At 61.8% G+C, this 20325-nt stretch carries 22 protein-coding genes; 20 read left to right on the top strand and 2 right to left on the bottom strand.

Annotation, left to right across the window (positions count from 1 at the left end; translation table 11 throughout):
* Positions 1-42 precede the first annotated feature (42 nt).
* From GXP34_08245 to GXP34_08320, 16 genes are all read left to right on the top strand, one after another.
* Positions 43-1512: a proteasome accessory factor PafA2 gene (locus GXP34_08245; protein ID NOY55963.1), complete on the top strand. Its 1470-nt coding sequence runs from the start codon at positions 43-45 to the stop codon at positions 1510-1512.
* Positions 1513-1692: a ubiquitin-like protein Pup gene (locus GXP34_08250; GenBank protein ID NOY55964.1), complete on the top strand. Its 180-nt coding sequence runs from the start codon at positions 1513-1515 to the stop codon at positions 1690-1692.
* The gene (prcB, locus tag GXP34_08255; GenBank protein ID NOY55965.1) at positions 1689-2459 is read left to right on the top strand and encodes a proteasome subunit beta; all 771 of its coding nucleotides are present in this window, start codon (positions 1689-1691) and stop codon (positions 2457-2459) included. The genes GXP34_08250 and prcB overlap by 4 nt, the downstream gene beginning before the upstream one ends.
* Entirely contained in the window at positions 2456-3139 is a 684-nt protein-coding gene (gene prcA / locus GXP34_08260) for a proteasome subunit alpha (protein NOY55966.1), read from the top strand. Before prcB ends, prcA begins: the two co-directional genes overlap by 4 nt.
* Positions 3140-3366: 227 nt before the next feature.
* Positions 3367-4722, top strand: a complete 1356-nt coding sequence (gene pafA / locus GXP34_08265; protein ID NOY55967.1) for a Pup--protein ligase — start codon at positions 3367-3369, stop codon at positions 4720-4722.
* Between the two features lie 280 nt (positions 4723-5002).
* The gene (locus GXP34_08270; GenBank protein NOY55968.1) at positions 5003-5917 is read left to right on the top strand and encodes a WYL domain-containing protein; all 915 of its coding nucleotides are present in this window, start codon (positions 5003-5005) and stop codon (positions 5915-5917) included.
* A complete protein-coding gene (locus GXP34_08275; GenBank protein NOY55969.1) occupies positions 5914-6846 on the top strand; it encodes a WYL domain-containing protein in 933 nt (310 codons plus the stop codon). Before GXP34_08270 ends, GXP34_08275 begins: the two co-directional genes overlap by 4 nt.
* Before the next feature lie 62 nt (positions 6847-6908).
* Positions 6909-7208: a hypothetical protein gene (locus GXP34_08280; protein NOY55970.1), complete on the top strand. Its 300-nt coding sequence runs from the start codon at positions 6909-6911 to the stop codon at positions 7206-7208.
* Between the two features lie 227 nt (positions 7209-7435).
* Positions 7436-7921, top strand: a complete 486-nt coding sequence (locus GXP34_08285; GenBank protein ID NOY55971.1) for a hypothetical protein — start codon at positions 7436-7438, stop codon at positions 7919-7921.
* Positions 7914-8627: a twin-arginine translocase subunit TatC gene (gene tatC, locus GXP34_08290; GenBank protein NOY55972.1), complete on the top strand. Its 714-nt coding sequence runs from the start codon at positions 7914-7916 to the stop codon at positions 8625-8627. The genes GXP34_08285 and tatC overlap by 8 nt, the downstream gene beginning before the upstream one ends.
* Entirely contained in the window at positions 8624-11101 is a 2478-nt protein-coding gene (locus GXP34_08295; protein ID NOY55973.1) for a DEAD/DEAH box helicase, read from the top strand. The genes tatC and GXP34_08295 overlap by 4 nt, the downstream gene beginning before the upstream one ends.
* 14 nt (positions 11102-11115) lie before the next feature.
* The gene (locus GXP34_08300) at positions 11116-12009 is read left to right on the top strand and encodes a hypothetical protein (protein ID NOY55974.1); all 894 of its coding nucleotides are present in this window, start codon (positions 11116-11118) and stop codon (positions 12007-12009) included.
* Positions 12010-12466: 457 nt separating this feature from the next.
* Complete coding sequence (locus GXP34_08305) at positions 12467-12826, top strand: DUF4193 family protein (GenBank protein ID NOY55975.1); 360 nt, start codon at positions 12467-12469, stop codon at positions 12824-12826.
* Positions 12816-13541 carry a polyprenol monophosphomannose synthase gene (locus GXP34_08310; GenBank protein ID NOY55976.1) on the top strand — a complete coding sequence of 242 codons (726 nt, stop codon included), beginning with the start codon at positions 12816-12818 and terminating at the stop codon, positions 13539-13541. The genes GXP34_08305 and GXP34_08310 overlap by 11 nt, the downstream gene beginning before the upstream one ends.
* Complete coding sequence (locus GXP34_08315) at positions 13538-13909, top strand: GNAT family N-acetyltransferase (protein NOY55977.1); 372 nt, start codon at positions 13538-13540, stop codon at positions 13907-13909. Before GXP34_08310 ends, GXP34_08315 begins: the two co-directional genes overlap by 4 nt.
* A complete protein-coding gene (locus GXP34_08320; protein NOY55978.1) occupies positions 13896-14336 on the top strand; it encodes an NUDIX hydrolase in 441 nt (146 codons plus the stop codon). The genes GXP34_08315 and GXP34_08320 overlap by 14 nt, the downstream gene beginning before the upstream one ends.
* On the opposite strand, the gene GXP34_08325 is transcribed toward GXP34_08320, so the two are convergent.
* On the bottom strand, positions 14323-15438 hold the full coding sequence (locus tag GXP34_08325; GenBank protein ID NOY55979.1) for a DUF1015 domain-containing protein: 1116 nt from the start codon (positions 15436-15438) through the stop codon (positions 14323-14325). The two genes, GXP34_08320 and GXP34_08325, sit on opposite strands and share 14 nt — an antisense overlap.
* Between GXP34_08325 and GXP34_08330 the strand changes: the two genes are divergently transcribed.
* Entirely contained in the window at positions 15437-16252 is an 816-nt protein-coding gene (locus GXP34_08330; protein ID NOY55980.1) for an HAD-IIA family hydrolase, read from the top strand. The two genes, GXP34_08325 and GXP34_08330, sit on opposite strands and share 2 nt — an antisense overlap.
* Here the strand turns inward: GXP34_08330 and GXP34_08335 are convergent.
* Positions 16236-16964, bottom strand: a complete 729-nt coding sequence (locus GXP34_08335) for a rhomboid family intramembrane serine protease (protein ID NOY55981.1) — start codon at positions 16962-16964, stop codon at positions 16236-16238. The two genes, GXP34_08330 and GXP34_08335, sit on opposite strands and share 17 nt — an antisense overlap.
* Before the next feature lie 171 nt (positions 16965-17135).
* On the opposite strand from GXP34_08335, the gene GXP34_08340 reads away from it, so the two are divergent.
* The 3 genes from GXP34_08340 to GXP34_08350 are packed head-to-tail and all read left to right on the top strand — an operon-like array spanning position 17136 to position 20308.
* Positions 17136-17915, top strand: a complete 780-nt coding sequence (locus tag GXP34_08340) for a TlyA family RNA methyltransferase (GenBank protein NOY55982.1) — start codon at positions 17136-17138, stop codon at positions 17913-17915.
* Complete coding sequence (locus tag GXP34_08345) at positions 17912-18715, top strand: NAD(+)/NADH kinase (protein NOY55983.1); 804 nt, start codon at positions 17912-17914, stop codon at positions 18713-18715. The genes GXP34_08340 and GXP34_08345 overlap by 4 nt, the downstream gene beginning before the upstream one ends.
* Positions 18716-20308 carry an AAA family ATPase gene (locus tag GXP34_08350; protein NOY55984.1) on the top strand — a complete coding sequence of 531 codons (1593 nt, stop codon included), beginning with the start codon at positions 18716-18718 and terminating at the stop codon, positions 20306-20308.
* Positions 20309-20325 lie beyond the last annotated feature (17 nt).

The raw sequence follows: 20325 nt of genomic DNA on the forward strand, positions 1-20325 counted from the left end.
ATGCTCGTTGCGTTCTCGTCGGCATCCTTGGTTTCCTGACCGATGTCCATACCGAAGGTGATCGGCACCGAGACCGAATTCGGGATCACGATTCGTCACCAGGCAGACTTCAATCCGGTGCTCGCCTCCGGACTCGTTGTCAGCAACTCCCCGGATGGATTGCGAGTGCGGTGGTCGCTCGCCGAGGAGTCCCCTGGGCGTGACGCGCGAGGGCACGCATTCGGCAGCGGGGTGACTCTCGACGCGGAGATTCTCAATGCGCTTCTTCCCAACGGAGCCCGGTTGTATGTCGACCACGCCCATCCCGAATACTCGACACCCGAATGTCTGGACGCCCGCGAGGCGGCCCTGCACGACAAGGTGGGAGAACTCGCCATGGCACGCGCCGTGACGGCGGTACAGCGTGTTCTCCAGCCTGGGGAGACGATCTCCATCTACAAGAACAACAGCGATGGGAAAGGGAACTCCTACGGTGCCCACGAGAACTACATGGTGTCGCGATCCCTGCCGTTCAACGACATTGTCCGTTACCTGACAACATTCCTGGTCACCCGTCAGGTCTTCACCGGTTCAGGGAAGGTCGGAGCCGAGAACGGGCGGAACGAGGTCGACTTTCAAATCAGTCAGCGCGCCGATTTCTTCGAAGAGCGGGTCGGACTGGAAACGACGCTGCGACGACCGATCATCAACACACGCGACGAACCGCACGGCGACCCGAAGCGGTTCCGGAGACTGCACCTCATCATCGGGGATGCCACACGATCCGAAATCCAGACCTATCTGAAGCTTGGCACGACGTCGTTGCTCCTGGCGGCCATCGAGGATGAGGCACTGCCCGACGATCTCGAACTTCTCGATCCGGTGGCAGAGACTTGGCAGGTGAGTCACGACATAGGTTTGGGGAACGCTTTGCAGCTTGCGGACGCTGGTTCCGCCACGGCGCTCGAGTTGCAGTGGCAGTACTTCGATTGGCTCTCGAAGTATGCGGAGGCGACGGAGGCGGACGATGTGAGCCGAGACGTTTTGGTGCGTTGGGAGCATGTACTCCAAGACCTCGAGGCCGACCCGATGCGGACCGCCGACCGTCTCGACTGGACGGCGAAACTGCGAATCATGCAGGCATACAGAGATCGGGAGCATCTCGGCTGGAGCCATCCGCGCCTGAGGGCACTCGATCTCCAATATCACGACGTCGACCCGAAGCGAGGGTTGTACGACCGTTTCGTCGAGAGGGGTTCGATCCGGCGGCTCTTCACCGACACCGAAGTGGCCGACGCACTGCATCATCCCCCTGAAGGAACGAGAGCGTATTTCCGTGGTCGCTGTGTGAGCGAACACGGCGAAGCATTGGTGGCCGCGAACTGGGACTCGCTCGTATTCGATACGGGCGAAGCCACACTCAAGAGGGTGCCTATGATGGATCCGCTGCGAGGAACGGCGAAGCGAGTAGGTGCACTCCTCGATGCATCATCGAGTGCCGCCGATCTCCTCGAGGCACTAGGAGGTGACTGAATGAAAGAGAACATCCAAAAGCCCCACCGGGAGCAGAACACCACCGAAGATACCGACATCGCCTCCACTCCCGAGGTGCATGTCGGAGAGATCGACGATCTCCTCGACGAGATCGATGAAGTCCTCGAAGAGAACGCGGAAGAATTCGTCAAGAACTACGTCCAGAAGGGCGGAGAATGAGTGACGCATTCGGACAGGGTGTGAGCTTCAGCAACCTCCTCGCTTCGCTCGAGATGACTCCGAAGTGGGAGATTCCGACAACGGAGCACTCCACACTCGACGCTCCTGTTGCGACGACCGTCCTCGCTCTGCGTTTCAAGGATGGTGTTGTGATGCTCGGAGATCGCCAGGCTACGGAGGGACATTTCGTTGCCCACCGCAGAATCCAGAAGGTTTTCCAGGCCGACCATTTCTCGGCCGTCGCGATCTCCGGTACCGCCGGCATCGCTCTCGACCTGGTCCGTCTCTTCCAAACCGAACTGGAGCACTACGAAAAGTTGGAGGGGACACGTCTCAGCGTCGACGGCAAAGCGACCTACCTGAGTCGGATGGTCCGTCAGCAGCTGCCTTTGGTGTTCCAGGGCCTGGTCGTCGTTCCGCTGTTCTGCGGATACGATGAAGACGAGCGAACCGGACGCCTCTATACGTTCGATGTTGTCGGCGGCCGATACGAAGAGCACGAGTACGGAGCTACCGGCTCGGGTTCGCGCGATGCCAAGGGGTATCTGCGATCCGTCTACCGAGCGGATCTCGACGAGTCGGATGCGTTGGATATCGGAATGCGCGCGCTGGTGGTCGCCTCCCAGGAGGACACGGCGACCGGTGGACCCGACCTCGCTCGAGGCATCCTTCCGAACGTCGTGACCGTCACTGCAGACGGGTTCGTCGAGGTCGAATCGGACGTGGTTGCAGCCCTGGCCTCGTCAGCACTGGGGGACATTCGATGACCGTTCCTTTCTACGTGCCTCCCGAACAACTTGTCAAGGATCGAGCCGAGTTTGCCCGCAAAGGCATCGCTCGGGGTCGTTCGATCGTTGCTGCCGAGTACGACCTGGGTGTGCTCCTACTCGCAGAGAATCCGAGCGCCACCCTCCACAAGATCAGCGAGATCTACGACCGTGTCGCCTTTGCCGGTGTGGGCAAGTACAACGAATTCGAGGCGCTGCGGGTCGCAGGGACTCGCCACGCGGACTTGAGAGGGTATCTCTACAGCAGGTCCGACGTGAACGCGAAGGGCCTTGCCAACGCTTTCTCCCAAACACTCGGCAACATCTTCACCCACGAAGTGAAGCCGTACGAGGTCGAGATACTCGTCGCAGAACTGGGGATCAACGGCCACCCGAGCCATCTCTATCGGGTCACCTACGATGGCACCCTGTCCGACGAAGGTCGCCATTGCGCCATTGGCGGCCAGGCCGACGCGCTGAGCGAACTCTTGGAGGCACAGGACCAGAAAGTCGGCTCGCTCGCCGAAACGATCAGGGCGGTCGCAGGAGCATTCGAAGAAGTCCTCGACAGGGAAGTCGACGGATGGGAAGCCGCCGTCCTCGATTCGACAGCAGGCCGGAGAGCATTCCGCAGACTATCGGGTACAGAGGTCGTCGAGATCCTTGGCGGCTCTGACTGATTCTCCAATCTGTCAGGGATGTCCTGACGGAAAAGTGAGAACGATGTCCTGGCGGTTCTCCCATATCTCGTACTTCGAGAATCGGCGGATCCGGAACCCACCAGGGAGCGCATGAATCAAAACCAGAACCGGACGCCGCTTGTCGGCTCCCACTCTTGGATTGAAGCCCGCAGGTGCGTGCTGGGCACTCCTCGACGGCCCTGGACCATGGGATCTACGCTGAAGCGATGAAGCGCCGCATCTACGGGCTCGAAAGCGAATACGGTGTGACGTGCACTCTGCGTGGCCAGCGGAGACTGAGTCCGGACGAGGCTGCCAGGTATCTGTTTCGACGGGTCGTGAGTTGGGGCCGGTCGTCGAATGTCTTTCTCGAAAACGGCGCTCGTCTCTACCTCGATGTCGGGAGTCACCCCGAGTACGCGACGCCCGAGTGTGACGATCTTTCCACCTTGATCTCCGCCGACAAGGCCGGTGAGCGAATCCTGCAGAACTTGGCCGTCGAAGCTCAACACAGGCTGGCCGAGGAAGGGATCAGTGGAGAGATCTTCCTCTTCAAGAACAACACGGACTCGGCGGGTAACTCGTATGGCTGCCACGAGAACTACCTGATCGGACGGGACACCGACTTTTCGGTCGTACTGGGGGCGCTGCTTCCGTTTCTTGTTACGAGACAGATCTACGCGGGTGCCGGCAAGCTGCTGCAAACCACCAGAGGCGTGCGATTCACGATGTCCCAGCGTGCCGAGCACATCTGGGAAGGAGTGTCGTCTGCCACTACGCGCAGCAGACCTATCGTGAACACGAGGGACGAACCACATGCAGATGCAGCGCTTTACCGGAGACTTCACGTCATCGTCGGTGACTCCAACATGTCCGAAACGGCCACGTACGCAAAAGTCGGAGTAGTTGGTGCACTCCTGCAGATGCTCGAGGAGGGGTCCGAGTTTCGCACGCTCGATCTGGAGAATCCGATCCGGGCAGTCCGGGAGATCAGTTCCGATCCGACATGCCGAAGGCGGATCAGGCTCGCGAACGGTCGAGAACTCTCCGCCCTGGACATCCAGTGGGAGTATCTGGACAAAGCCGCCCACCACGCAAGGACCCGGGGTTTTCCTCCGATCATCGATAGGGCGGTACGGATGTGGGAGAGAATGCTCGTGGGCATCGAGAAGGATCCGATGACCCTCACGAGGCAGGTCGACTGGGTTGCCAAGCGGCAACTGATCGAGGCATACCGAGCTCGGCACGATCTCGCCTTGTCAGACCCGCGGCTGGCAATGATGGATCTCTCCTACCACGACATCAACCCGGCACGAGGCCTCTACAACCTGTTGGTCCGTCGAGGCAAGGTCGATCGTGTGGTCGATGACGCGGCAATCGCCGAAGCGATGACCAATGCACCCTCGACCACGCGGGCTCGCCTTCGGGGACGGTTCATTCGCGCCGCCAAGGCCGCGGGTCGCGACTTCACCGTCGACTGGGTCCATCTCAAAGTGAACGATCAGGCGCAGCGAACGGTTCTCTGTAAGGATCCCTTCGTGCACACCGATCCTCGCGTCGATCGACTCATCGAGGACTTGTAGGACCGTAGGGACCGTGGAGCGTGGGAGCGGAGCGTTCCGACTGCCGGACGCGAACTGTCACGTAGAGGGTCGGTGCTGCCGGGGTGGAACTCGTGTTCCTGGGACACTGCCGGGTATGGCACGACGCATGCCGTCCGGACCTGAGCGTCGGGCGGTGATGACACCGGAAATGTGAGGATCGGCAATGTGACGTCGCCGAGTTTCCTACCTGCACCGGCAACCGGGTCCAGATGCCGAGCACCTGGTACGGCGGGCGCAGGGGGCCTACAGTTGTCTGAGCATGCGACGTGCGCTCGAACGGCTTCTCAACCTTCTCGCCTTCCTGCTCACGGCCGACCGACCGGTCACGGCCGAGGAGATACGCATCACCGTGGCAGGATACGCCCAGGATTCCGACGACGCCTTCCACCGGATGTTCGAACGTGACAAGGACCTTCTCCGACGGATGGGCATCCCGATCGAGCTTCGCCCGACAGACACGTGGGAAGTCGAGTACGGCTACTTTCTTCACCCTGACGCCTATCAGCTTCCCGACCCTGACCTCTCCGATGAGGAGCGAGCCGCCCTCTGGCTCGCTGCGCAAGTCGTTCGGCTGGGTGGTCAGCCGTCAGGAGCCGATGCTCTCATGAAACTCGGGGGACTGGCGATGAGCGGAGGGGGAGAGCCCCTCGCCGCAGATCTTGGATCGGGCGCCGAGGATCTCTCCACGGCCCATTTGGCGGCGACAGAGCGCCGAATGCTCTCGTTCACCTATCGGGGTCGACGTCGCACTGTCCAACCGATGGGGATCCTGCACCAGCGAGGACACTGGTATCTGATTGCCAGAGACCGGGAAGAGATGCGCGCGTACCGGGTCGACCGTGCGTCGGCGTTCGCCCTGGGAGATCATCCTGGAGCGTTCACCCGACCGGCCGGCTTCAGTTTGAAAGATGCCCTCCCTGGGAAACCGTGGGCCGCGGGGGAAGCCGACATCATCGCCAAGGTCGTATTCGATGCCGACACCGCATGGTGGGCGAAGCGGCAACTTGGCGCCAATGCGGTCGAGCGGCCGGACGGAGCTCTGGAAGCCGAACTGCGGGTGGCGAATCCAGACGCCTTCATTGGTTGGATACTCGGCTTCGAGGACAAGGCGGAGATCCTGCAGCCCGAACACCTCCGGCAGGCGTTGATCGACCGGGTCCGGGAGCGATCGTGAGCAAGACGATGCACCGCCTGACGCGGATCCTCTCGATGGTTCCCTGGGTGATTGCCAACCCGGGAGCCACGGTGCAAGAGGTGTGCGATCGCTTCGGCTACTCACGAAGCACACTCATCAAGGACCTGGACCTCGTATTCGTCTGTGGGCTTCCCGGCTACGGACCGGGCGATCTGATGATCGCCTACGTGGACGAGGAGGAGGTTGTCATCGACATGGCCGACTACTTCTCCCACTCGCTGCGTCTCAGCGCCTCGGAGGCGCTGGCGCTCGTCGCCGCGGCGGAGACCCTCATCGCTACCGAGCAGGCACCACCTGCGCTGCAAAGTGCCGTCGACAAACTGACCACTGCGCTTGGTATTTCGGCCGACGAGACACTCGCCATCGAGATCGAAGGAGAGCCGGCCCTCGTCACCATGCTGCGCGATGCAGCTGCGGACGGACGAGTGATCGATCTGACCTACACCTCGCTGAACAAGGGTGAAACGACCCGACGACCCGTCGAACCATGGTCGGTCTTCCTGACGATGGGGAACTGGTACCTGTCGGGCTTCTGCCGCTCCGCCGGAGCCGAACGGGTCTTTCGCGTCGACCGAATCCGATCCGCCGTACCGACCGAGGAACGGTTCATCCCCAATCCCGAACCGCCACCCCCGGTGCTGCGGTACACGCCTTCGGAGGATGACGTGCGGGCAACGATCCGTCTCGAGCCGCGCGCCGCGTGGGTCGCCGACTATTACCCGGTCGACATCGTTTCCACAGATCCTTTCGTGATTCGCTTTTCGGCGTCCGATCCAAGCGTCGCCGCGAGGCTCCTCGTGCGCCTGGGCAAGGATGCCGAACTGCTCGAAGGGGTCGAAACCGCAGCAGCAACCGCCTCTCTGCGTCGCAGGGTGCTTGCCCGCTACGAGGTGACCATTTCGGAATAGTCACTTCAGAGCGCGTTCGTGAAGGCCGATATACGGATCATGAACGGTGAGCGGAGCGCCGAATGACCACAATCAAAACAACGTGTGAGCACTGCGGGGATGTCGAATTGCACCCCGCCGATCTTGCCCTCGAACTCGATCCAACTGCAGATTCGGGCACCTATCTGTTCACGTGCCCGGCGTGCGGAGATCTCCAACGGCGACCGGCCAATCCCCGTGTTGTAAATGTGCTGCTCGCCACCGGTGTCAGCTATGACGTGGTCGTTCCCGAACCCGGGCCCATCACTGCCGACGAAATCGAGCGATTCGTGCATGCTCTTGACAGGGAAGAGGATCTCTGGAGGATGCTTCCCTCGTCGTAGGAGCCGGCCGAGTGATGCGAGGCTCGCATCCTCACTACCCCGACACAAGGCCGTTACGGCAGCTTCCCCCTGCTGGCGCGTCGCGATACGACATGTCAAGTACCAGATGCCAGGTGCAAAGTACGAGGTATGAAAAGGGAAGCACCGGGTACCAGGCACGAGATACGGAGTACAAGGCGCCAAACACCAAATACGGTGATCGAAGCGAGCCCTAACATATAGATGTTGTGTTCTTCGACGTCAGTCCTACCGAACTCGTTTTCATCTTCCTCGTGGCACTGGTTGTGTTCGGTCCGCGACGCCTGCCGGAGATGGCGAAGAAGATCGCCTCGCTGGTTCGCGAGATCCAATCGACGGTGGGGGACCTCCAACGCGGACTCGAAAGCGAGGTCAAGGATCTGACGGCGCCCATCAAAGATCTGACGGAACCTCTGAAGGAACTCTCACAGCCGATCAGGGACCTTGCCAAGCCGCTCGAGGATGTCACCAAGCCGCTCGAGGATGTCACCAAGGCGCTCGAGGATGTCACCAAGCCGCCCGTGGATGTCACCAAGCCGCCCGTGGATGGCACCAAGCCGCCCGTGGATGTCACCAAGCCGCCCGTGGATGGCACCAAGCCGCCCGATGCCGGGGACGAAGTCCTCACAGAAGATGCGGAATCTGCGCAAGATGCCGGCGACGCAGCACCCAACGATGGACCTGAGGATGAGTAAAGACCAACCACGCCCCGTTCTGGAGCACCTCGACGAACTGCGGTGGCGTCTCGTCAAGAGTGCGATCGCGTTGACCATCGGCGCCATCGTGGCGTTCTTGTTTCGGGAGCAACTCTTCGATGTCCTTGCCAAGCCCTACCGGCTCGCACTCCCGGGACAGGAACTCAACCAGTTCCAGGTGACGGAGGGCTTCTCGATCGCAATGCGGCTCTCTCTCTTTGGCGGGGCCTTCCTTGCCAGCCCCGTCCTCTTCTACCAGTTGTGGGCATTCGTGAACCCTGCGCTCACGAAGAAAGAGAAGAAGTGGACAATCCCGATCGTGACCGCTCTCGTGGTGCTGTTCACCGGCGGCGCCGCGTTTGGTTACTACATCCTCCCCAGAGGACTCGTGTTCCTTCTCGGCATCCAGCCGGGACTCACGTCGGTGATCGGGGCTTCGGACTATTTCGGTCTCACACTTCGATTCCTCCTCGTGTTCGGCGTCGCATTCGAGTTTCCCGTGTTCCTGTTCGCCGCCGCGGCCGTTGGCCTGATCAGCTCCACTCAGCTCAAGAAGGGCCGTCGATGGGCGGTGCTCATCATCGTCGTCGTGGGCGCCGTCGTGACCCCGACGGGCGACCCCCTGACACTGACCGCTCTTTCGGTGCCCCTCTACGTGTTGTATGAAATGACGATCTGGCTGGTGAAGCTGGCGCTGCATAAATGATCGGGTTCGACCTCGATTTCGAACCGGACGCGTTCCAGCTCGAGGCTGCAGATCGAATCCGGTCCGGAGCGTCCGTCGTCGTGACCGCCCCCACGGGATCGGGCAAGACACTCGTTGCCGAGGTCGCGATTCGAGAGGCTCTGTCCCGAGGAAAGAAGGCCTTTTACACGACACCGCTCAAAGCACTGTCCAACCAGAAATTCAACGACTTACGAAAGCAGTTTCCACATGTGGGGCTGCTGACCGGAGACAACACGATCAATGGTGACGCGCCGCTGGTGGTGATGACGACCGAGGTCATTCGGAACATGATCTATGCGGGCTCTGAAGCACTTGACGGTCTCGAAGTCGTGATTCTGGACGAGGTTCACTATCTCCAAGACCGGTTTCGTGGACAAGTGTGGGAGGAGATCATCGTCCACGCTCCGGCGAAGACTCAGCTCGTATGCCTCTCCGCGACCTTGTCCAACGCCGACGAGTTCACGGCATGGGTCCGCAGCAGACGGGGGAGAACGAGTCTCATACAGGCCGAGCGGCGTCCGGTCCCGCTGGTCAATCTCTATGCAGTGAAAGATCGATGGAGTGACGAAGTCTTCATGGACGAAATGCTCAGAGAGCACAGAGCCAACAAATCCATCGAGTCACGCATAGGCGGGAAGAAGGCCCGTCGCTACGGAACCCCGCGGCGAACCGAGATCGTGTCGGCCTTGGCCGGCAAGAGCATGCTCCCCGCCATCTATTTCATCTTCTCGAGAGCAGGTTGCAACGATGCTGCCAGGAGACTCGTCTCGTCCGGCGCAAGGTTCACCGACGCGCCGGCACGTGACAGCATTCGCCGAGTCGCCGAAGAGAAGACAGCCCATCTCGATTCCGGTGATCTCGCCGTTCTCGAATACGAGGCATGGTTGACGGGCCTGCAGGCGGGGATCGCTCCTCACCACGCAGGGATGGTGCCGGCGTTCAAAGAAACTGTCGAAGAGCTTTTCGCCCGAGGCCTGATCAAGGTCGTCTTCGCCACCGAGACGCTCTCCCTTGGCATCAACATGCCCGCGCGCACCGTCGTTCTCGAGAGTCTCAGTCGCTTCACCGGAGAAACCCACGAACTGCTCAGGGCCGGCGACTACACACAGCTGACCGGCAGGGCGGGACGACGCGGGATCGACGAAGTTGGATACGGCGTGGTACTGCACTCGCGATTCGTCCCCTTTGCACAGGTCGCCAAACTCGCCGCCACCGGGTCACATTCACTCCAATCGAGTTTCCGACCCACCTACAACATGGCAGTGAACTTGGTCGCCAACTACTCGCGGGAGCGGGCAGAGAAGCTGTTGAACGCATCATTCGGCCAGTTTCAGGCGTCGAAAGCGATACGCAAGAAAGTGCGGTCACTCCAGCGTCGAGAAGCCGAGCTCGAGTCATTGTGGGACGCAGCGTCGTGCGACCGGGGAGACGTGGCTGAATACCGGGAGCTTCTCAACGCTTCTACGACGCGAGCATCGTCTCCCACGGACGGACTGCGTCGCGGGCAAGTGATCGAGGTCGTCTCAGGAGGCAAGGCCGGTCGATACGTGGTCGTGAAACGCCGGCAGGGTGAGAGAGTCGAACTCGTCGTGATCTCGACACGAGGCAAAGTGGTTCGACTGCATCCCAAGGACATGGGACCCGAGACCGTGTCACTGGGCTCCATGGTCCTGACGAGATCCCAGGGAATCGGGGACCCGAAGTTCCGAGCGGAGATTGCACGACAACTTCGAGCATTTCGAGGTCCCCCCGAGCTGCTGGGAAACGCAGAGCCAGGACCGGAACACCCGGTCGGTGCATGTCCGGACAGGGATGAACATCTGCGAGCCCTCGAACGGGCGCTGCGTTTGGAACAACAGAATCGCCGGCTCGCCAAAGAACTCGACCAGGCGCAGGGAGGTCTGGTCCGGGAATTCGAACAGATACTCGACCTGCTCGAGGCTCGTGGCTACGTGGCCGGCTGGACCCTGACGCCGCACGGTGAACGGCTGCGGGCGATCTACAGCGAACTCGCTCTACTCATCTCCGAAGCACTCCAAAGGAGACTTTTCGAGGGCCTCGATCCCGCCGAAATGGCCGCATTGATCTCGATGGCGGTTTACGAGCCACGAAACGATGAAGGTGGCACCGAAGCCTGGCCAACCGAGGCGCTTCGTGTGAGAGGCGCCCGGCTGGAGGCAGCCTGGGAAGAACTCGCCAAGGACGAACGGGTCAGAGGGCTTCCGCAGACCCGTCGGCCAGATGCCGGGTTCGCTTCGCTTGCCTACCGCTGGACACTGGGAGAGGACCTGAGTGAGGTACTCGGCGTGTGGGACGCAGGCGATTTCGTTCGAACCTCCAGGCAGCTTCTGGACGTGATGCGACAGGTGCGCGAGGCGGCTCCGCATCTCGCAGGCCCGTTGGGAACGGCAATTCGAGGTATCGATCGCGGCGTTGTTGCGGCAGTTCGGTGAAGAGGGAGGGGAACATGGAGGAATGGCTTGTCTTGGTGAACCCGAAAGCCGGATATCGGAGTCACGCCGAAGAGCGGACGAGGGAGGCCCTTGGGCGCTGCGACGTGAAAGCCAGGATACTGGTGCCGACCACGGCCGAAGCGATGCGAGACGCCGTCGACGTCGGGGTTCATGAAGGCAGAGTGCGCTTCGTTGCGGTCGGAGGCGATGGAACCGCCAACCTCGTCGTCGACCAACTGCTGCAGCACGAATGGAGCGAGCCTCCTCTCCTGGGACTGCTCCCGGCGGGTTCCGGCTCCGACCTCGCACGAACCTTCGAGATCCCCCAGAACATCGAAGAGGCGGCAATGGCGTTACGCGGCGACACACGACAGAAACTCGATGTGGGGGTCCTCGAGGGCAACTGGGGAAGCCGGTATTTCATCAACGTTGCAGAAGCCGGTGTCACCGCGGCCGTGATACGCCGATCGATGACCCTGCCGCGATGGCTGGGCTCCAGCAAATACCACCTGGCGCTCGCGCTCGTCTTCCCGCGCATCCGGTTGGTGGAGATGAGCCTGCAGGCAGGTGACATGGAATTCTCGGGCTCGTCGATGCTCACGGTGTTCGCCAACGCCCGGTATTTCGCAGGAGGCTGGCATATCGCGCCCGACGCTTCCGCTTCCGACGGCCTGTTCGATATCCAGGTATTCACGGCTTCCAAGAAAGACGTTCCCAGGTTATGGTGGCTCGCGAAGAGCGGGTCCCACATTGCCGAACCACAGATCCACAGGGTTGTTGCCGACTCATTCAAGCTGAGCGTCTCGGCGCCCTGGCCGGTGGAAGCCGATGGAGAGTACTTCGGGGAAGGCTCGATGTGCGGGCACATCCGTCAAGCGGCGGTATCGGTAAAGACCCCTCGCTCCTGAAATTCGGAGCGAGGACGGACCCGGCGAACGTGGCCGCCTGTGAGCCAGTGCCTTGGGCGATGACGGTCGGGGTGTCGATGCCGAGGCAGGAACACGTCGTCGACACGGATCGACCCGGCCCTTTCGTTCGAGTCGAGTTGTCGGGTCGATCCGATACCGATGGCAAGACCCGCACAACGAAGGCGCACCTTCAGGTGCGTCGAGGCGGAGAACGAAGCAAGCGGCGTTCCCGGCCCACAGAACGCCGCAAAGGTTGCCGGTCGAGGCAGTAGATGTCGATGTCGGCGATCCGCGGCCACACAAGAGAGATGAGGCGCTACCGTCAGATAGCGCTCCAGGCGGGGGTTTGTGGGTATACTCTCGCCGCTTCATATGAGAGAGAGGACCAGTGGCCCCCAGCGATGACAACGTCGAGGTCGGTCTCGAAGGCGCAGTCACCGATGAACCCGAATCCGACATCGTCGAGGTCCTCGATGATGATCTCGACACCGTCGAGCCGGCTGAAGGTTTCGGAGACGCAGGTCTCGATTCGAGCGATGAGGACAACGGGGACGAGAAGGCGGCAGAAGAGGCCGCAGAGGCCCTGGAAGAGCTCGAAGCAGAGGAACTGGAGCTGCTCGAAGACGAGGCAGCGGAGACGCTGCTCGTCGACGAGGCCGCCGAACTTCGCGCAATCCGACGCGCAGAACTCACCCTTGATGCGGATGCGGAGGAGATACGCGGAGACGAGTTCGTTTGCTCTTCCTGCTTCCTCGTCAAGCGGATCAGTCAGCTTGCAGACAAGCGGAAACTGATCTGCAGAGACTGTGCCGGCTGACCCCGCACAGGTAACGGTCGTCCTTCCGACGTTCAACGAACGCGAGAACCTCGGACCGATCGTCAGGGCAGTGACGCGATATGGGTATCGCGTCCTGGTCGTCGATGATGCCTCACCCGACGGCACCGGGGATCTGGCGGACGATCTCGCAAAGGAGATCCCCACAGTCGACGTTGTCCACCGTACGCACAAGGCGGGGCTCGGCTCTGCGTATGCTGCCGGGTTTCGGCACGCGTTCTCCGATGGTGCCCGCATCATCTGCGAGATGGATGCCGACTTCTCACACGACCCGGCCGCGCTTCCCTCGCTCGTGAACGCGGTGGAGCTTGGAGCGGACCTCGCAATCGGCAGCAGGTACATAGAAGGGGGGGCCATTCCTGATTGGCCCCTGTATCGGCGCTTGCTGTCCAAGGGCGGGAATTGGTATGCAAGACGCATGCTCGCCCTGCCCGTCGCCGATGCCACGGCGGGATTCCGCGCCTACCGGACCCGGGCACTGATCAGCCTGGAAGCCGAGACCTGTCTGGCTTCCGGATACGCCTTCCAGGTAGAGATGACGCTGCGAGCCGTGGACCAAGGTCTCCGAATCGTGGAGGTGCCGATCACTTTCAGAGACCGTCGGGAGGGGACGTCGAAGATGGGAGCCGTTATCGTCGCCGAGGCCATGTGGCTCGTCACAAAATGGGGCATTCGGAGCAGGATTGGAGACAAATGACCGATGGGGCGGTCGGTGCTCGCTGCGGCAACGCCGAAGATCTCCTTGATCTGGCGTGGTCGTATCGTCACCTCGAGCAGGAGATGGTGAGCGTGCCTCCGATTGGCGCACGTACGAACGGCCTTTCTGCACCGGAGAGAGCCGTAGGTGAGCGATCGGTGCCCATCGACTCGCTTTTGACCGAACACCATGCCAGAGGAATCGGTGTGGGAAAAGGCGTGCTGGACACCGCCCTCGGAGATCTGTGGAACCGTGGGACACCCAGATTCGACATCGCAGTGCTGCCCGGCCGCCGTGAAAGCAAGAACTTCTTCGAAGCGCAGGGGTTCAAAGCCCGATCGATCGTTACGCACCATGAAGACCTCTGATAGAGCGCCGATTCCGGGCGTCGGTGTCGTCATCGTGCGCGATGGAGAACTACTGCTGATCCGGAGAGGCCGCGGAGCGAACAAAGGGCTCTGGGCGGTACCCGGTGGCAAGGTCGAGTATGGGGAGACCCGCGAGGCCGCCGCCGTGCGTGAGGCACGAGAGGAGACAGGTCTCGAGATCGCCGTTGGAGACGTTGTATGGGTGGGTGATGCGATCGGTCCCGGCGATCCGCCCGCTTGGCACTTCACCCTGGTCGATTATGCCGCAAGCGTTATCGGCGGGACACTGCACGCAGGTGATGACGCGGCCGAGATCGAGTGGGTTGCGTTGGAGGACGTGCTCGAGCGACCGGTTACGCCGACCATGGTCGACCTGATGAAACTCCTGCTCGGCTCGGGAAAGTCCCGCCCGTTCAGAAAGACCTGAGCACGAGGCCCGCACGCGGCTTGGGAACGAAGAGCGTCGTCTTCCGGGGGAAACGGAGCCCCTGATCCGCAGCATCCGAGACTGCGTCTTCCGGTACGGCAGCCATGAGCAGAACCGCTCCGTCGGGAGCACCGGCGAGCTCGCCGATCAAGCGCTCAGGATCCGGATGGAATACGGCGTCTTCTTCTCCGACACCACACCGCGGATAAAGCAGCTCGCGCGCCACGGCAGTGCTCGCTTTTCTCCATGACATCGGAAGAGCCTGGAGCGGGCCTGCCTTCGGAATCAGAAGCTTCGATTCGTCGGCGGTGACCATCGTGATGGAGCCGGGGACCGTCGGCGGCAACGGAGGGGCCGTTTCCACGTCGAAGACGTCGTCGATCTCCTCGACGTCAAGAACCGGAAAGAACCGGTGAATGGGACGTATCTGCAATCCGCTGCCCTGGGCCGGTGCCACGAAGGTCATGATTGCGTCCCATCCACCGCGGCCTTCACACGAAGCCTGATACTCGAGTGCTGCAGTGAACCGATGGTGACCATCCGCGATGGCGAGAGGATGCCGATCCACGGTTTCGGCAATCGCCGATGCCCGGCCTTCGATGTCGTACAGGGCATGACGGACGCCGTCGGCTTCGAATGCAAACCGTGGAGATCCTTCCGGTTCGAGAAGAGCGGGAAGCCCGGGTGCCGGAGAGAGAGCAATGATCAGATCGAGATTCGAGCGAGTTGCCCGCAGAAGCTCCAACCGGTCCACTCCGGTATCTGCCATCGTTTCCTCGTGACCGAGAATCCGAGTACCGATCGGTTCGAGAGCAAGGGCACCGATGACACCACGTGCCTCCCGCTCGCTGCCCTCACCGGTCCGGTAGCGCATCGTGTAGAGGTAGAAGCGCGGCTCTTCGTCGACTCGCAGCGTTCCTTCCCCGAGCCAGGCTTCGAGAAGCCTCGCAGATTCCTCATACGTCCCCGGGAGCAGGAGCCTCACCATGTTGTGTGGCGAGGAGTTACGTAACGTGGCAGCATCGTCGATCATGTCGTATGGCGGGCTGGTACAAGCAGCCACATTGGCCGTGAACGTGGTTCCTCGGAAAGGTGTGAACATGGCGGGAGTTCTAGTCGGTGCAGAGCGGTTCGGCAATGTTCTCTGCGATCTCAACGGTGTCCTGAACCGGGACACCGAGGCGATCCCTCACGCCGGGGATGCTCTACAACGACTCGACGATGCGGGATTCGCCATCGTGTTCGTCACGAACAACTCGATGGGAACAGGTGCAGATGTCGCCAACGAGATCGCCCGCCTCAACGGCTACGCGGCCTCACCCGATCAGGTCATCACCTCTGCCGATGCCGCTGCCGCACTTCTTGCACCGGATCGACCGGCTTCGATGGTCGTTGGAGGAACGGGAATCGTGTCGGCGTTGACCAAACGCGGTATCCCCATCGTCGATGACCCTTCCGCCGCCGAAGCCGTGGTCGTGGGACTCGATGTCCATTTCAACTATCGGAGCCTGGACAGGGCGGCGTCTGCCATCCGTGGGGGAGCGCGATTCATTGCCACCAACACGGACGCCACCTTTCCCGGACCAGATGAACTTCGCTCAGGCGCGGGTGCGATCGTCGCCGCGATCGCCACTGCATCCGGGCAAACGCCGACGGTCGCAGGTAAACCTCACTCTGCCATGCGGACCCTCGTGAAACGGCGACTGGTACCGGGTCCCGTGTGGGTAGTGGGGGATCGTCCCGAGACCGATCTGGCCATGGCGAAGGCCGAACATTGGAACGCTGCCTTGGTACTCACGGGTGTCCTCTCGGACCCGAACGAGATTCCAGCCGACCTGGAACCGGAGCTCGTCACCGCCTCTCTCGTCGAGTTCGCCGATATCCTGACACGCGATCGGTTCAGCGGAAGGCGATGATGCGCCGCCGGCGAACCCGTCTGAGCAGTGTTGGTCGCATGAGGGCCGCCACCGCAACGCCGAAGAGGAACCCTCCGACGTGTGCCTGCCATGCGACACCTGCCGCTTCGACGAAGAACTGGCCGAGGAACCAGAAGAGCAGAAAGACCGAAGCAGGGAGCGCGATCGGAAGGAAGAAGAGGATCGGGAACACCGACACGACCCGCGCTCTCGGATAGAGAACGAGGTAGGCACCCATCACACCGGCGATTGCGCCCGAGGCACCTATCAACGGCGTGATCGCTCTCGGGTTGGAGATGACGAAGGCCGCCGTCGCTGCCACTCCCGAGGCCAGATAGAAGAGCGCATACCCGAGTTTGCCGAACGCATCCTCAACGTTGTTGCCGAAAATCCACAGTACCCAGAGGTTGCCGATCAGATGCAGCAGATTCGCATGCAGGAACATCGAAACGAAGACACTTCCCCACAGATTCTTGTCGGGGAAGAGGGGTGGAGGCTGCGGAGTGGCCGAGCAGCCCGAAAGATCGCCCTGGTCGAGGAGTGAAGCCGAGGAGAGCTCACATGGAATCGCGGCATGGTGTACCGCGAACTCGAAGGCAGGTCGCTCACCGTGGGGCTGAACGAAGAAGAACACGAACGCTGCCGCGACGATGATCAGCCATGTGATGACAGGACGAGTGATGCCTGGGTTCGCGTCCCGAATGGGGATCAAATGACTGCTCCTGCCGGGCTGAGATGTGATAATGCCGAGAATGGATGATACGCAAGTCACCGAGCTGCTCGAGAAACTCGCCGACATGGATCCGGCCGATGCCGCGGAGGTGGCCGAGAAGCTGGCCAAGTTGCTGGCGGATCGGCTCGAAGACAAAGTCGAGGACACGGCCTGACCAGGCGTAGGCTCGATGTCGAGCTCGTTCGCAGAGGGATTGCTGCAAGCCGCAGCGAAGCCCAGGCCGCCATCGAATCGGGAAAAGTGATGGTTGGAGGAGTGCCGACCCCGAAGCCGTCCACCATGGTGGACGGCTCATCATCCCTACGTCTCGCTCGGAGGTCGTCGCGATTCGTCTCTCGAGGCGGCGAGAAACTTGCCGGGGCCCTCGCCACATTCGAAGTAGCAGTTGCCGGGAGACACTGTCTCGATGCAGGAGCGTCGACAGGTGGATTCACCGATTGTCTGCTCCAGGCGGGAGCTTCATCGGTCGTCGCCTTGGACGTGGGGTACGGACAGTTGGCGTGGAGGATCCGACAGGACCCGAGGGTGCGGGTCGTGGAGAGAACCAACCTCCGTCACGTGGACCCCGCCGCCATCGAAGCTCCGTTCGAGGTGATCGTCGCCGACCTCTCCTTCATCTCCCTCTGCACCGTTGCTCCGATCCTCGCCGCTTGCAGCGCCGAGGACACAGACTTCGTCCTGCTGGTGAAACCGCAGTTCGAAGCAGGAAAGGGCAAGGTTGGCAAGGGCGGGATCGTGCGCGACCCTAGGGTGCATGTGGAAGTTCTCAACAAGGTGATCCACTGTCTCGAGCAAGCAGGTATCGGTGCAAGGGAGCTGATTCGCTCTCCCCTCCGGGGAGCAGGCGGGAATGTCGAGTTCTTGCTCTGGGCAAGATGGGGACGTGTGACGGTGAATGACGAGAAAGTCGAAAAGGTGGTGCACGCGTGAGGCTGACGATGGTCGTACACGAGCGGCGTCCACAGGCGGGAGCCGTGGCGCAGCACTTCCGGGAAGGCTGCCTACAGCGAGGCATCGAAGTCGTCGACCAGGACGCAGAGCACGTTGACGCGGTCATCGCCATCGGTGGCGACGGAACGGTCCTGCGCGCGGCGAGGATCGCACTCGAGTCGGGTGCCGCGCTCCTCGGAGTCAACGTCGGACGGAAGGGATTCCTGGCCGATGTCGAACCGACAGGACTTCCCGACGCGCTCGACGTGTTGGCGTCGGGCGTGTGGCGCGAATCGGCCCGCATGACGATCCAGGCGCGCATGAACGCAGGAGAAGCCGCTGTGGGCATCAACGATGTCGTGGTCGAAAAGACCGGAGGGCACAGCATCATCTCGATCGAGGTACGCGTCAACGGTGAACGGTTCATCGACTATCACGCTGATGGCCTCGTGTTCGCCACCCCGACCGGTTCGACCGCCTACAACCTCTCTGCCGGTGGGCCACTGATGGATCCAGAGGTCGAGGCGCTGATCATGTCACCGGTTGCACCGCATTCGTTGTTCTCGAAGTCGGTGATCCTGCATCCCGATACCGAGATCAGATGCACGGTGGTCGCCGACAGGCCTGCCGGCGTCAGTGTGGACGGACGAGATCTCGGAACGGCGTACAACGGCGACATGATCATCATCGAACGCGGATTCGCACAGGTTCGTTTCATCGACATTTCGGGTACGTCGTTCCCCCGGCGCGTGAAGGACAAGTTCCATCTCAACGAGGACAGAAGGTCGGTGAGCGGCTGAATGCTCGATGAGTTGAAGGTTCAGAACCTCGGCATCCTCGATGATGTCAACATCGAGCCTGGTCCGGGATTGGTGGTCGTCAGCGGTGAGACCGGCGCAGGAAAGACCATGCTCCTCGGAGCGTTGCGCCTGTTGATGGGCCAACGCGTGCCCACCGACACGATCGGGCCACGGGCAGGAGAAGCCATGGTCGAGGGCCGGTTCGTCATCGATCAGGAGGAAACGGTGCTTGCACGGCGCGTCGCACATGGACGGAGCCGCGCCTACATCGACGGGCACATGGTGCCGGCGCGTGTGCTCGAACAGCGGACGCAGTCGCTCATCGAGATCATTGGCCAGCACGATCGGCTGAAGTTCGCCCGGCCGGGTGCGATGCGCAACTTCGTCGACGCCGGGGGGATCTCGCGTTCCGCGCTCGAGCTCTACCGGGACGCATGGCGCAAGGTGAAGGGACTCGAAGCAGACCTTGCGGCACTTGGAGGCGACCGTCGTGCCTTGGAACGCGAACGCGATCTCCTCTCGTACCAGCACAACGACATCATGTCTGCCGGTTTCCAGGCCGGCGATGACGAAACCTTGCACCAAAGTGTCGTTCGCCTGCGCAATGCAGGGGAACTGACCGAGCGCCTCTCGAGAGTACAGGCGGCACTCGAAGAAGCCATGACGGCCGCCGGATCGGCGATCGACGAATTGAGGGCCGTCGCAAGCCTCGACCCGTCGACGGCCCCACTGGTCACCGAAACCGACGAGGTGGCCGTACGTGCGAGTGAAGTGTTCACCCAGGTGCGCCTGCTCATGGAAGGTATCGAGCACGATCCTGCCGCACTCGAGCTGCTGGAACAGCGCATTGCACGCCTGTCCGATTTGCGTCGCAAGTACGGCGCCACGCTCGACGATGTGCTCAGTTTCGGTGCGCAGGTGCACGACAGACTCGAGCAGTTGGATCGACTCTTGAGCCGGGCGGATGCGACCGGAGACGAGCTGGACGAAGCGAGGAAAGAACTCTCGGCGGCGGGCAGAGCCCTCCTCCTCGCTCGGCAGCAGGCGGCAGCCGGCATCGAGGCGGAAGCGGCGGAGCACCTTCGCGAACTGGGGTTCTCCAACGCCACGCTTCATCTGGTGGTGGAGGATGCAGAAGCCGGGGCGAACGGAGCCGACACCGTCCACGTTCTCTTCGCGTCGGATGACCGGCTGACCCCCGGACCCATCGATCGTGTTGCATCCGGAGGAGAGCTGAGCCGAATCGTGCTTGCTCTTCACCTGGCTGCAGACGTCGGACGCGTTCCCATCGTCGCCTTCGACGAGATCGACGCGGGCGTCGGCGGCGAGACGGCGCTTGCGCTGGGGAGGAAGCTGGCGAAACTCGCGATCAACCGTCAGGTACTTTGTGTCACACACCTTCCGCAGGTCGCCGCCTTCGCGGAGCGCCACTTCGTCGTCACCAGGGATGGGACCCGAGCACGCGTCGAGAGCGTGGAGGGGGACGACCGGTTGCGGGAGTTGTCGAGGATGCTGGCCGGACTACCCGAATCGGAGCAGGGTCAGAGGCATGCCGAAGAGCTGATCGCCACTGCGCAGGGATATGATGGCTGAGTTCGCCTCCGGGCTGC

Source organism: Actinomycetota bacterium, assembly GCA_013152275.1.
In the GTDB taxonomy this organism is placed as follows: domain Bacteria; phylum Actinomycetota; class Acidimicrobiia; order Spongiisociales; family UBA4744; genus BMS3Bbin01.

Bases quoted from the DNA above. Each gene is read 5' to 3' on its own strand.
- GXP34_08350 (NOY55984.1), top strand. From the start codon at position 18,716: ATGCTCGATGAGTTGAAGGTTCAGAACCTCGGCATCCTCGATGATGTC.
- pafA (NOY55967.1), top strand. From the start codon at position 3,367: ATGAAGCGCCGCATCTACGGGCTCGAAAGCGAATACGGTGTGACGTGC.
- GXP34_08300 (NOY55974.1), top strand. From the start codon at position 11,116: ATGGAGGAATGGCTTGTCTTGGTGAACCCGAAAGCCGGATATCGGAGT.
- tatC (NOY55972.1), top strand. From the start codon at position 7,914: ATGAGTAAAGACCAACCACGCCCCGTTCTGGAGCACCTCGACGAACTG.
- GXP34_08330 (NOY55980.1), top strand. From the start codon at position 15,437: ATGGCGGGAGTTCTAGTCGGTGCAGAGCGGTTCGGCAATGTTCTCTGC.
- GXP34_08245 (NOY55963.1), top strand. From the start codon at position 43: ATGTCCATACCGAAGGTGATCGGCACCGAGACCGAATTCGGGATCACG.
- GXP34_08250 (NOY55964.1), top strand. From the start codon at position 1,513: ATGAAAGAGAACATCCAAAAGCCCCACCGGGAGCAGAACACCACCGAA.
- GXP34_08320 (NOY55978.1), top strand. From the start codon at position 13,896: ATGAAGACCTCTGATAGAGCGCCGATTCCGGGCGTCGGTGTCGTCATC.
- GXP34_08295 (NOY55973.1), top strand. From the start codon at position 8,624: ATGATCGGGTTCGACCTCGATTTCGAACCGGACGCGTTCCAGCTCGAG.
- prcB (NOY55965.1), top strand. From the start codon at position 1,689: ATGAGTGACGCATTCGGACAGGGTGTGAGCTTCAGCAACCTCCTCGCT.
- GXP34_08315 (NOY55977.1), top strand. From the start codon at position 13,538: ATGACCGATGGGGCGGTCGGTGCTCGCTGCGGCAACGCCGAAGATCTC.
- GXP34_08325 (NOY55979.1), bottom strand. From the start codon at position 15,438: ATGTTCACACCTTTCCGAGGAACCACGTTCACGGCCAATGTGGCTGCT.
- GXP34_08280 (NOY55970.1), top strand. From the start codon at position 6,909: ATGACCACAATCAAAACAACGTGTGAGCACTGCGGGGATGTCGAATTG.
- prcA (NOY55966.1), top strand. From the start codon at position 2,456: ATGACCGTTCCTTTCTACGTGCCTCCCGAACAACTTGTCAAGGATCGA.
- GXP34_08270 (NOY55968.1), top strand. From the start codon at position 5,003: ATGCGACGTGCGCTCGAACGGCTTCTCAACCTTCTCGCCTTCCTGCTC.